Consider the following 13,370-nt stretch of genomic DNA (forward strand, 5'->3'; position numbering starts at 1 on the left):
TTAAGAAGCTATAGCCTTGTTCATATAAATCAAAAGCTTTTAATAAAGTATTGATATCTATTTTAATATTTCTAGTCATAATATAACTCCTTGCTAAGTTTTCACTATTTAAGTGTTTACTTAACAGGGAGCATATCACTCTTTCCCAGGCTTAATTTATTACTTTCATACGACTATTAATTAACGACATTCTTAAATAATGAATTACTAATGACAACTGCTGTTAGTGTGAGCACGAGTGATAATAAACCAATACCTAACCAGTCAAATTTCACGAAAATATGTCCACCAAGTATGGTCAATAAGCTAGATCCAACATAATAGCCTAATAAATATAATGTTGATGCATGTGATTTACTGGAGTCTGTAAGTGTCGCGATATAACTACTTTGTATAGAATGTGCACCGAAGAAGCCAAATGTCATAGCTGCTAATCCAATAATATCTATAGGTAAGTACGTGATAAAAGTGAGTGCTATTCCTATAATCATAATAGTTATCGCTAATCTATATGCTTTTTTTATACCAAGTTTAGTGCTGAGTTTTCCAAAGTTGATCGAGCTATATGTACCAATTAAATATAGAATGAATATAAATGCAATGGTAGATTCGCTTAATGAAAAAGGTGCTCTTTCAAAGCGAACGGTAATATAGCTGTATACTGTTACGAAAGTACCCATTAATAAAAATGCTAACGACATTGCTTTTAAAACTGAAGGTACGCTCAATAATTGACTGTATTTAATTAAATGTTGCTTAGGTGACACCCAATTTGGCGTTTGGACAGTTGAAGCGGGTAGTAATATCACCATGAATATCGCAAGAATTAAATTGATTATACTAAGTGACGCAATGGCGATTTGCCAATTCGCTAAGTCTGTTAAAATGCCCACTACAACACGACCAGACATACCACCAAAAGTCGTACCAGCTACATATAATCCCATGACTTTACGCACACGATCTTTATGTACTTCATCCGCTATGTATGCCATAGCAATTGAAGGAACACCACTTAAGGCTAGACCCATAAGACCACGAATAACGAGGAACAAATAGAAGTTTGTAACGAATACACTAGCTATAGATAGTAAGCTTACTAATAAAACAGAAATAGACATCATACGTTTCTTTTCAATGTTATTGAGCATTGGTGCGATTATTAAACCGAGTCCAAGCATAAACGTAGAAACAGACAATGTTAAACTAACATCAGATAACGGAACATTGAAATAGTGACTAAGACCGTTAAATATAGGCTGTGTAACATATAGGCTAGAAAAAATAATAAACCCTGCTAATAATAATGAAATAGATCGCTTCTTCTGTTCACTCGTCATATCTTATCTCTCCTCATGAACTTTATCATAACGCTAAAAATTTAATATTTCGAAAAATATGCACTTAATATTCAATTGCAATTATGTTATATTGAAATAATCTGAATTTTAAGGGAATTAGGTGTAGATAATGAGATACGAAGTTGCTATGGAAAATATATTACCAAAAATGAAAAATATAGAAGGAGTAGTGGCAATATTTTTAAAAGGTTCAATTGCAAGGGGAGAAAATGATGCATACTCAGATTTAGATTTATATGTAATGCTAGAAAAAGAGGTATATGTTGAAGGTGTGTATAATGACATCATTGATTCTCTTGAACAATACCAAAAGCTACTTTACAAAGAGCTTGTAGAAATAATATGCCCACAAATAGTAGGTGTATATGAAAACATGTTACATGTTGATTGCTACATAGTGCATGAAAATAAATATCCTCTAACAGATGATATAAAAGTGCTGTATGATTCTAAAAAAATACTTGAAAACTATGTTAAACAAGATTTGATTTTAACGAAGGAAATGTTTCAAGATTCTGCTCTAGACAGTTGTTGGTTTATATTTCAATACGATCACATAGTGAATAGAGGACAGAATTTATGGACGACTCAAATGATTGATAATGCGATGAATCATGCAATTAAAGTGTTGTTATACAAACACTATCCTCAAAAATCATTATTAGGAAAAAAAGCTGCTCATCATCTTCCAATTGAAATATATAATAAATTGAATGCTATAAATGACTTGAATAATTCAGAAAATCATCGAGAAGCTGTTTCAGAATTTATGAAGTTATACAAAATGGAGATTCAAGATTTTGTAGAGGAATATTGGATAGAAGGTTTCGAAAAAATATTCGAATATTTATATAAAAAATATGCATAACAAGACACCAGTCATAGTGACTTCTCTATGACTGGTGTCTATATTGTCGTCTGTGAGTTTAATTTTTGTAATGATTATTCTTTAGCGGGTATAATGTAGTTAAATATATAGGAGGTACTGCTATGGTAGAAATTTTAGGTCATCATCATATTTCAATGTTAACGAAAGATGCTAAGTTAAATAAAGATTTTTATGTGAATAAATTAGGTTTGCGTATGTATTTAAAGTCAGTGAATCAAGATGATCCTTCGATGTATCATTTGTTCTATGGTGATGAGGTTGGAACACCTGGTACTTCTTTAACATTTTTTGAAATTAAACCTATGGGTCAAACGTATAAAGGTACAAATTCAATTTCAAGAATTGGCCTGTTAGTTCCAAATGAAGAAAGTTTGAGTTATTGGAAGAGTCGTTTTGAAGAATTAGGTGTTGATCATGATGTTATCGGTATATATAACGGTATGATGGCATTACATTTTAGAGATAATGAAGGTTTGGAAATGGTGTTATTACCTAATGATGATCGCAAAGTTCCAAAAGCTTGGCAAAATAATAGATATACGGATGTACCGAAAGAACATCAAATTATGGGCATGGGACCTGTTGAATTTAAAATTGAAGACGTTTCTGAAATGAAGAACTTTTTAGAAAATGATTTAAATTTTGAATTAGTAGATTCTGAAAGTGAATTATTATATTCGATTGATTTAGATGGATTATATAGTGATATCGTATTAAAAGAAGAAAAAGGTAAGAGAGAAAGACCTGGTAAAGGTAGTGTCCATCACCTCGCTTTATCAGTAGCTGATGAAGATGAATTAAATAAAGTGAAAGAATTGTTAGATGAAAAAGAAGTTGTGCATTCTGGAATTGTAGATAGAGACTTCTTTAAGAGTTTATATTATAGACATTCACATATATTAATTGAATTTGCTACAGAAGGACCAGGCTTGCCTTATAATGACGTTGAACAACTAGGCCAACAATTAGACTTACCAGGTTTCCTTGAACCAAGAAGAGCAGAAATTGAAGATAAATTAGATCCTATTTAAAAACAGAAAAACTGTCACCAAATTTTGAATTTTGGTGACAGTTTTTTTATTACTATAAATCCTGATTACTGTCTTTGTAGTCTCTTTATTAATTGCACGGTAATAAATGATGTTATCGGTATCGCGATACTGACAGCTATTCCACCTAACAGTATTGTGATGATTTCTGCTGCAAATATTTTAGCATTGATGATTTCACCGAATGTGTAATTCAATTTACCAAACCAGAAAAATAATGTAATTTGTCCACCGATAAATGCAAAGTAAATTGTATTAGTTGTTGTTGAAAGGATATCTCTGCCAATTGTTAATCCTGACCTAAATAGTTGATCAAGTGAAATTTTAGGATGTGCATCATACAGTTCATACATGGGTGAACTAATGGATATGGTTAAATCAATAACTGCGGCTATTACAGCTAATACTATTGTGAACACCATAAGTTGTGCATAGTTTATGCCGACGTTCATTGAGAATATATAAGTTTCGTCTTGTTCTTCTTCTGTAAATCCTTGCAACATTGAAATATCAACAATGAAATAGATTAATCCTATTAATATAAGTGTAGATAGTATTGTTGCAAAGAATGCTGCTATCGTCTTTGTATTATATTCATTGATATAAAATAAATTAATACATGCTATAACTAAGCAGAAAATAAATAACACGATGAATATTGGTACTTTATAAATGATTAATAGTAAAGCGATAAATAACGTAATTAAGTTTAAAAATAATGTTATAAATGATCGGAATCCTGTTTTCCCACCTACTATAATCATAAGTAGAAGTAAGATGATAGCTAAGATGAATGTTGTCATCGGTTAGCCTCCTCTCTCTGTAAAAATAACATCGCAACAAATATTGTTATAGGTATCGTAATAACAATGCCTATCCCACCCATGAGTGCTCTCGTTATTTCTAAGGACCAGTTCATTGAGAGAGTATAAGTTATCGTGTTGCTATTTTTGAAATAGAGAATAACCATTGGAATACTTCCTGATAAGTAGGCGAAGAATAATATGTTCGTCATTGTACCCATAATATCTTTGCCAATATTGATGCCAGACTGCCTTAATTGTTTAAGGGGGATGTTAGGATGTTGCTTTTTAATTTCATATAAAGAACTCGTTAAAGTAATCGCAACATCCAATACAGCACCAAGTGAACCGATTAATACCGATGCTAGAAAGATTTGTGTCGGTTGTATCGTCAAAAAGCTCATCGTTTCATATTTAATGCCATCACTATTTGTTAACATCATTATTAATTGGGCTATTCCAATACTTAAGAATGTGCCGAATAGCGTTGAAATGATTGCAACGAAAGTTCTTCGATTAAGTCCACTAACAAGCAATAATGAAACGACCGTTGAAAAGATAACGGTTATGGTCATCAATATAAAGAAGTGATGGTTATTATGTTTCATAAAATAATCGATCATAAATAATAGTACGGTAACGTTGATGACAAGTGAAATAATCGAATATAAACCAGATTTTCTACCGACTAATAGTAATGTTAATAGAAACAAACCAGTCATGAGTGTTACAGATCCATCTCTTTTTAACCCTTTAATAATTGCCGTATCTTCTTTACCTTTATAAGATAGTAGAACTTGGTCTTTTTTATGATATTTTTCAGAATCAGTTAAAGAATTTGTGTATTTATGGGAGATTTCAATTTTATCTCCTTTATGTTTCCCATTCATTATTTTTAAATGAATTTTTTCTTTATGTAGCGTATCTTTATTTTTGTTTTGATCAATAGTCTGTTCAGCAGTCTTGTTGGTAATGTTCGTAATTTGTCCAACAGGTGTCTTATAAAAATGTGCATTGTTTTGTGTGAATATATAAGCACCAATTATTAATAGTATGAAGACAACAATTGTTATGTTAAATGGCTTTTTAAATTGTGATTTGAGTTGTGGATTCATGTAATTACACCATCGTTTTTCATTTGATTTGAATATACTTTCTTCTATATTAATACATTAATTATTTCCATGTGTCTTTGCAAGGTATAGAATCACGCTTTCTTGCTTTTGATATATATGGATGTCCAGCTACTGTAAATCGTAAAGGTTTATCTGTCCATTCCCCTTTATTTGGCACACCGATTCTAGCAGATAGGTCGACACTCTTAGGGAATTTACGATTAGTAGTATCTATTTTAAGACGTCCAGCATTAAGTTTAGTACCATCTAATGATTTAGAAATGTTCATAGCTTGTGTGAACTTTCCAGGACCATTTGTTAATTCAATACTTGTTCTACCATTACGATTGATTTCCATTTGTTCAATTCCGTATTCAGGTTCAATAGCTCTTATTAAGACACCTTGAGGTTCTCCTTCAACTTGTGTCACGAAGTTAATGAGCAGTTGTTTATGCATGGAGTGGGCATAAATTGTGCCACCTTCACGATAAAGTGATTGTACACTTTTAGTATGCTTTCCGTTAAAAGAGTGTGCAGCTTTGTCGTGTTTACCAATATATGCTTCTGTTTCAACAATATAACCTGTATAAGTGATATCTTTAGTTTCATGGATTATTCTGACGCCAAGTAAGTCAGTAGCAATTTCTTCTGTCGATCTATTGATAAAGTCCATTTTAAGATTATGCCTCCTTAATGATAAGTTGCTTGTCTTTGTAATAATGAACGTGTGTGTTCTATGAAAGTTTTTAATTGGTTATTTTGATTATTCTCTAAATATACAACGTTGATTGTTCTTTTTAATTCTGTATGTGTTAAAGCAATCTTAGTGAGATGTTCATTCTCTATTCCATTACTTAAATAGTCAGGAATGATAAGCACACCTTTTTCAGATAGTAATGTTTGTCGTAATAATGCGAAATTTGAAATTGGATATGCTTTCTGTGATGCATGCTTACGTATTAATTGTGCTATTTGGTCGGGCAATGTGTTGAAATGATAAATGTATTGATTGCTTAATTGTGATAATGGCGGTTTAGGATTCATAGATAAATCGTTGTTGTTGTGCACATATAGATTGTATGTTTCTTCGAATAATGTATGTTTAATGGTGTTTTTATTGTTTAATAGTTTCGGTGTTAATTCACATAATGCGACATCTATTTGATGTGAAAGTAAGGCTTCTTCAATTTCTGTAGGTGTCATCATCATTGGTCTAATTTCTAAATTGAAGTCGCGTTCATAAGATTTAATGATTGCTGGTAATGCTTGCGAAACATAACTTTCTGTATAAGCGAGTTTAATAGAACGTTTGTCCGTTTGTTCTTGATGTATGAAAAGCTCTTTCGTTTCGTCAATCAAACTTAAAATTTGATTCGCTTGTGAAAGAAGGAGTTCGCCACTGTCTGTTAGTTTAACATTTCTACCTTCTCTTAAAAATAACGTTGTGTTAAGTTCTTTTTCTAAATTAGCAATTTGTCTACTCACAGCAGATTGTGCGATTTCTAATTCTAATGCAGCTTCTGAAATATGCTCTCTGATTGCAACTTCTCTAAAGTAAATTAATTGTTTTATCTCCATCTTTAACACCTCGCTTTTATTTTATCTAATTTTTAGATATATTTCATCTATTTTATATATTGTTAAGATGAGTCTTTATAAAGTATGATATAAACTATAAATTATTGAAGATTCTGAAATTTACTGTTGAGGTGATGTCGTATGTCATTTAAGAAAGATAGAAGACAACTTGGCCTATATGATTCTATGGACGAGCATGATGCTTGTGGAATTGGTTTTTACGCCAATATGGACAACAAAAGGTCACATGATATTGTATTAAAATCAATTGAAATGCTATGTAGGTTAGATCATAGAGGTGGAGTTGGAGCAGATGGTATTACTGGCGATGGTGCTGGTATTATGACTGAAGTCCCTCACCTCTATTTTAAACAAAAATTAAAATTAAATTTACCTGAAGAAGAAAATTATGCAGTTGGTATGTTTTTCACTGATAAGAAAATAGCAGGTAGTGAACACGAAGCGAAATTCAATGCTTTTTTTGAAGCAGAAGGATTAAAGGTTATTTCTTATAGAGATGTGCCGGTAGACTCTTCCGTATTAGCAGAACATGTTGCGGAGACAATGCCATATATTCAACAAGTATTTGTTGAAAACAAAACGAGCGAACACTTTGATCGTTCTTTATTTATTGCACGTAAGCAGATTGAACGATATGGTGATGAACAAGATTTAGATTTATATTTTGCAAGTTTATCTAGAAGAACAATTGTTTATAAAGGTTGGTTGCGTTCAGATCAAATTAAAGGTTTATATACTGATTTATTAGATGAATCTTATGTTTCGAAATTTGGCTCAGTCCATTCTAGATTTAGTACAAATACATTTCCAAGTTGGAAGAGAGCACATCCTAATAGATTATTAATGCATAATGGTGAGATTAACACGATTAAAGGTAATGTTAATTGGATGCGTGCTCGTCAAGACAAATTAATTGAGACTATTTTTGGGGATGTCAAAGATAAAATTGGAACGGTATTAGATGAATCAGGAAGTGACTCGGCTATAGTCGATAACGCTTTAGAGTTCTTGAGTTTAAGTATTCCTCCAGAACAAGCAGCAATGCTATTGATACCTGAACCTTGGTTATACAATGATACGCAAGACCCGAAAATTAGAGCATTCTACGAGTATTACAGTTATTTGATGGAGCCATGGGATGGACCAACTATGATTAGCTTCTGTGATGGTGATAAATTAGGTGCTTTAACAGATCGTAATGGATTGAGACCTGGACGTTATACGATCACAGATACTAATGAAATTATATTTTCATCTGAAGTAGGTGTAATTGATGTAGATGAAGAGCATGTTGTCTACAAAGGGCAATTGAATCCAGGGAAACTCTTACTAGTAGACTTTAAAGAGAATAAAGTAATTGAAAATGACGAGTTAAAACAACGTATCGCAAGTGAATATCCTTATGACGAATGGATTAGTCATAAAGAATTAGATGTAAATGACATTGTAGCTGCACCTTCACATGTAGAACAGGAGAAATTATTCCAATTACAACGTCGTTTCGGATATACAAAAGAAGAGATCAACAAATACATGTCTGAGCTTGTTAACGAGAAAAAAGACCCAATTGGAGCCATGGGATTTGATACGCCTGTTGCAGTATTGAGTACAAGACCTGAATCGTTGTTTAATTATTTTAAACAACATTTTGCGCAAGTTACGAATCCACCTATTGATTCATATAGAGAAAAGATTTTAACAAGTGAATTGGTGTATTTAGGAAAAGAAGGTAACTTGTTAGAACCACATAAAGATAATACAAAGAGAATTCAATTGAACCACCCAGTATTGTCAAAAGCACAACTTGAAAAAATTCAAGAAAGCAATTTTGGTGTAGCAGTTATTCCGACAACTTATACAGGATCGCTGAAAGAAGCGCTCGATGACTTAGGAAAAAGTGTTTCCAAAGCTGTAAAAAATGGCGCTGAAATTATTGTTTTAGAAGATGAATCTGTTGAAGATGAAGAGGTATCATTTGCAATGCCAATGCTATTAGCAGTGAGCCATATTCATCAATATTTGATAAGAACCGGACAACGTCTTGATACAAGCATTGTCGCATACTCTGGTGAATGTAGAGAAGTGCATCATTTAGCAACTTTAATCGGTTATGGAGCAAACGCTGTTGTGCCTTATTTAGCACATTATACGATAGAAGATTTAACTGCTGCGGGCCGTCTTGAAGGTACGGTTGAGCAGAATATCGATACGTATAGTCAAACGTTATCTGCAGGTGTTATCAAAGTTATGGCTAAGATGGGTATTTCAACTGTGCAGAGTTACCAAGGTGCTCAAATATTTGAAGCAATTGGTTTAGGTAAAGATGTAATCAATGAATATTTCACAGGTACACCGTCTAAATTGTCTGGTATATCTATAGAAACGATTGATAAAGAAAATAAAGCAAGACAATCAGAACGCATTAAGCATTTAAATACGGGTAGTACTTTCCAATGGAGACAGCAAGGAGAGCATCATGCATTTAACCCGAAAACAATTCATTTATTACAACACGCTTGTAGAGAAAATAACTTTGAAATGTTCAAAGAATATTCAGAAGCGGCTGATAATGAACGCATGAGTCATTTAAGAAATTTACTTGATTTTAAATCTGAAAAAGCAATTGATTTGAAAGAAGTAGAGTCAGCAGATCAAATTGTTACAAGATTCAAAACAGGTGCAATGAGTTTCGGTTCAATTTCTCAAGAAGCGCATCAAACTTTAGCAGAAGCGATGAATAGAATTGGCGGACGAAGTAATAGTGGTGAAGGTGGAGAAAACCCTGAACGCTTTATTGTTAAACCAGACGGAACAAACTACATGAGTGCAATCAAACAAGTAGCTTCCGGTCGATTCGGTGTGACGAGTGATTACTTACAACACGCAAAAGAAATTCAAATTAAAGTGGCACAAGGTGCAAAACCTGGTGAAGGCGGCCAGTTACCTGGAACAAAAGTCTATCCATGGGTAGCTGAAGTTCGAGGCTCGACACCTGGTGTTGGTTTAATCTCGCCACCTCCGCATCACGATATTTATTCTATTGAAGACTTAGCGCAATTAATTCATGATTTGAAGAATGCTAATAGAAAATCAGATATTAGCGTCAAACTCGTTTCAAAATCAGGCGTTGGTACTATTGCAGCAGGTGTTGCAAAAGCACATGCCGATAAAATTGTTATAAGCGGCTACGATGGTGGTACGGGAGCTTCTCCTAAGACGAGTATTCAGCATGCTGGTTTACCATGGGAAATCGGTTTATCAGAAACGCATCAAACCCTTATGTTAAATGGGCTTCGCTCACGTGTAACGCTTGAAACGGATGGTAAATTAATGACGGGTCGTGACGTAGCTTTAGCGTGTGCACTAGGTGCTGAAGAATTTGCTTTTGCAAGTGCACCATTAGTAGTTCTTGGATGTATTATGATGAGAGTTTGTCATAAAGATACATGTCCAGTAGGTATAGCGACTCAAAATGGTGATTTACGTAAATTATTTACGGGTAAAGCGGATCACATCGTGAACTTTATGTACTTTATTGCCGAGGAAATAAGAGAAGTTCTTGCTTCTTTAGGATTAAAAACAATGGATGATCTTGTTGGTAGAACAGATTTACTAGAAGTGTCTAAGAGATACTATTCTCATCCGAAAGCAAAAGAATTAGATTTAGAAGCATTGTTGTTCGTAAACGAAGGTGAAAGATATCGTTCAACTAATCAAAATCATTACCTTGATGAAGGATTTGATTTAACTAAGTTGTATCAAGATGCAAAAGCGTCAATTGATCACGGCGAAAAATTTGTAGGAAGCTATAATGTGCGTAATACAGAACGAGATGTTGGTGTTATCACAGGTAGTTATATCACAGAAGTACACGGCGAACCAGGCTTACCAGAAGATACGATACATGTTAAGACATTTAAACATGCTGGACAAAGCTATGGCGCATTCACGCCTAAAGGTATGACTTTACATCATACTGGTGATGCAAACGACTACTTTGGTAAAGGTTTATCTGGAGGTAAATTAATCTTGAAAGCACCGAATGAAGATAGAGAAGATAATATCATTGTTGGTAATGTTTGTTTCTATGGTGCAACGAGTGGTACTTCTTATATAAACGGACGAGTGGGAGAACGTTTCTGTGTTAGAAACAGTGGTGTAAAAGTTGTTGTCGAAGGTGTTGGAGATCACGGATTAGAATATATGACTGGAGGACGTGTAGTTATCCTAGGAGATGTTGGGCGTAACTTTGGTCAAGGTATGAGTGGTGGCGTGTGTTATGCAATGCCTTCAGATGTTGAAGCATTCAAGAAAAGAAACGCGTTGGATACACTTGAATTTGAAACTTTAAAAGACGTAGATGAAATAGCTAATTTAAAACATATGTTAGAAGAGCATGTTAAATATACAAATAGTAAAAAAGCAAAAGCAGTGTTAGCATCATTCGACACAATTGTTGAAAAAGTAGTAAAAGTGATTCCTAAAGACTATAAACTCATGATGCAGAAGATTTCACAACACAAATTAGAAAACGAAGAAGACGCACTTTTAAATGCATTCTTTGATGATCGAAAATCTATAGGTGATGAAGAAGAACTGGCTTCTGTATATTAAGAAGGAGGGCATATTATGGGTGAATTTAAAGGTTTTATGAAGTATCCTAAGCAACAACTTGATGAGTTGTCATTAAAAGATAGAATAAATGGATATGAACCATTCCAACAACGCTTTACAACAGAAGATGCTGCAACACAAGGTGCCCGTTGTATGGACTGCGGCACACCATTTTGTCAGACAGGCTCATCATTCGGTAGAGATACAATAGGTTGTCCAATCGGTAACTATATACCTGAATGGAATGACTTAGTTTATCGAAAAGATTATAAAGAAGCATATGAAAGATTATCTGAAACGAATAACTTCCCTGAATTTACTGGTCGTGTCTGTCCGGCACCATGTGAATCGTCATGTGTCTTAGCTATTAATAATGATTCAGTAGCCATTAAAGGAATTGAACGCACAATTATTGATGAAGCATATGATATGGGACTTGTTAAACCTAAGTTTCCAGAACAACGTCTTGAAGAGAAAGTTGCGATTATAGGCAGTGGTCCAGCAGGCTTAACTGCAGCAGAAGAATTAAATTTATTAGGTTATAATGTGACGGTATATGAGCGAAATCATCGTCCTGGTGGTTTGCTTATGTACGGTATACCAAGTATGAAGTTGGATAAAGAAGTGATTGAGCGTCGTGTTAAATTAATGGAAGAAGCAGGTATCGTCTTTAAGACAGATGTTAATGTGGGGAAAGACATCACGAAAGAAGAACTAGATGCACAATATGATGCGATTATAGTTTGCACCGGTTCACAAAAAGGACGAGACTTACCATTAGAAGGACGCATGAGTTTTGGTATTCATTTTGCAATGGAATATTTAACAGAACAAACGCAATTACAAATGGGAGAAATTGAAGAACCGACAATAACAGCAAAAGGTAAAAATGTGATTGTAATAGGTGCGGGTGATACTGGTGCAGACTGTGTAGCAACAGCATTAAGAGATAATTGTAAATCAGTAGTTCAATTTAATAAATATGTAAGATTGACTGACAAAATGGAACAAAATACGTCTTGGCCATTACCAATGCCAATATTCAAATTAGACTACGCTCATAAAGAGTACCGTGAAAAATTTGGATTTGAACCAAGAGCTTATGGTATTCAAACGATGCGTTATGATGTCGATGAGAATGATAATATCCGTGGCCTTTATACACAAGTATTAGAAGAAACGGAAGATGGTATGGTTATTGTAGAAGGAACTGAACGCCATTGGCCAGCAGATTTAGTATTATTATCAATAGGTTTTGAAGGAACTGAGCATTTAGTACCACATTCATTTAATTTAAATACCAAGCGTAATAAAATAGTCGCAAATGAAAAAGATTTTAGAACGAATCAAGATAAAATATTTGTCGCTGGTGATGCAAGAAAAGGTCAAAGTTTAGTAGTTTGGGCAATAAAAGAAGGTCGAGCAGTCGCAAAATCTGTAGATAAAGCCTTAAAGAAAAAAATTACAATTTAATTTTTGCGGTTTTTGTTGACATGAGTGATGGCATGTTATAAGATAAGTATTGTCTTATTTGGAGGAATACCCAAGTCCGGCTGAAGGGATCGGTCTTGAAAACCGACAGGGGCTTAACGGCTCGCGGGGGTTCGAATCCCTCTTCCTCCGCCATTATTTTTAAATTAACCAAGACTATTATATAGAAAAGCACTACCTACATTAGTAGGTAGTGCTTTTTGTTTTGGGAGTGGGACAGAAATCTCATTTTATAAAAAATATTTCGTTGTCCCACCCTGGCTAGGGTTGATTTTGAGGATGTTGTAGATTAACTTCCGACTTAATCTACGACTTGGTTAAACTCTTAGATTAACTTATGACTTAATCTACAACTTGGTCAAACTCTTCGCTTAACTGCGGACTTAATCTACAACTTGGTCAAACTCTTCGCTTAACTGCCGAATTAATCTACAACTTGTCCAAACTCT

Annotated in this window: 9 protein-coding genes and 1 tRNA gene; 5 read left to right on the plus strand and 5 right to left on the minus strand. The window is 33.8% G+C overall.

Annotated features, from left to right (window positions below; translation table 11 throughout):
* Nucleotides 1–176: 176 nt before the first annotated feature.
* The gene (locus CD129_RS09500; protein WP_078357114.1) at nt 177–1,340 is read right to left on the minus strand and encodes an MFS transporter; all 1,164 of its coding nucleotides are present in this window, start codon (nt 1,338–1,340) and stop codon (nt 177–179) included.
* A gap of 130 nt (nt 1,341–1,470) precedes the next feature.
* Here CD129_RS09500 and CD129_RS09505 point away from each other — a divergent pair, with 130 nt between their 5' ends.
* Both CD129_RS09505 and CD129_RS09510 read left to right on the plus strand, forming a co-directional pair.
* Nucleotides 1,471–2,229: a nucleotidyltransferase domain-containing protein gene (locus CD129_RS09505; protein ID WP_115337891.1), complete on the plus strand. Its 759-nt coding sequence runs from the start codon at nt 1,471–1,473 to the stop codon at nt 2,227–2,229.
* Between the two features lie 122 nt (nt 2,230–2,351).
* Nucleotides 2,352–3,281 carry a VOC family protein gene (locus tag CD129_RS09510; RefSeq protein ID WP_115337890.1) on the plus strand — a complete coding sequence of 310 codons (930 nt, stop codon included), beginning with the start codon at nt 2,352–2,354 and terminating at the stop codon, nt 3,279–3,281.
* Between the two features lie 65 nt (nt 3,282–3,346).
* Here the strand turns inward: CD129_RS09510 and CD129_RS09515 are convergent, their stop codons facing one another.
* From CD129_RS09515 to gltC, 4 genes are all read right to left on the minus strand, one after another.
* Entirely contained in the window at nt 3,347–4,102 is a 756-nt protein-coding gene (locus CD129_RS09515) for a YibE/F family protein (RefSeq protein ID WP_078357112.1), read from the minus strand.
* Nucleotides 4,099–5,217, minus strand: a complete 1,119-nt coding sequence (locus CD129_RS09520; protein WP_115337889.1) for a YibE/F family protein — start codon at nt 5,215–5,217, stop codon at nt 4,099–4,101. Before CD129_RS09520 ends, CD129_RS09515 begins: the two co-directional genes overlap by 4 nt.
* 61 nt (nt 5,218–5,278) lie before the next feature.
* A complete protein-coding gene (locus CD129_RS09525) occupies nt 5,279–5,890 on the minus strand; it encodes a DNA-3-methyladenine glycosylase (protein WP_115337888.1) in 612 nt (203 codons plus the stop codon).
* A 17-nt stretch (nt 5,891–5,907) separates the two neighbouring features.
* A complete protein-coding gene (gene gltC, locus CD129_RS09530) occupies nt 5,908–6,795 on the minus strand; it encodes a glutamate biosynthesis transcriptional regulator GltC (RefSeq protein ID WP_078357109.1) in 888 nt (295 codons plus the stop codon).
* 141 nt (nt 6,796–6,936) lie between these two features.
* Between gltC and gltB the strand changes: the two genes are divergently transcribed.
* The 3 genes from gltB (at nt 6,937) to CD129_RS09545 (ending at nt 13,056) form a co-directional block, all read left to right on the plus strand.
* Nucleotides 6,937–11,430 (plus strand): glutamate synthase large subunit, encoded by a 4,494-nt coding sequence (gene gltB, locus CD129_RS09535; protein ID WP_115337887.1) that lies wholly within the window; start codon nt 6,937–6,939, stop codon nt 11,428–11,430.
* Between the two features lie 15 nt (nt 11,431–11,445).
* The gene (locus CD129_RS09540; protein ID WP_115337886.1) at nt 11,446–12,903 is read left to right on the plus strand and encodes a glutamate synthase subunit beta; all 1,458 of its coding nucleotides are present in this window, start codon (nt 11,446–11,448) and stop codon (nt 12,901–12,903) included.
* Nucleotides 12,904–12,963: 60 nt separating this feature from the next.
* Nucleotides 12,964–13,056, plus strand: a tRNA-Ser gene (locus CD129_RS09545).
* Nucleotides 13,057–13,370 lie beyond the last annotated feature (314 nt).

Source organism: Mammaliicoccus fleurettii (assembly GCF_003970575.1).
GTDB lineage: Bacteria > Bacillota > Bacilli > Staphylococcales > Staphylococcaceae > Mammaliicoccus > Mammaliicoccus fleurettii.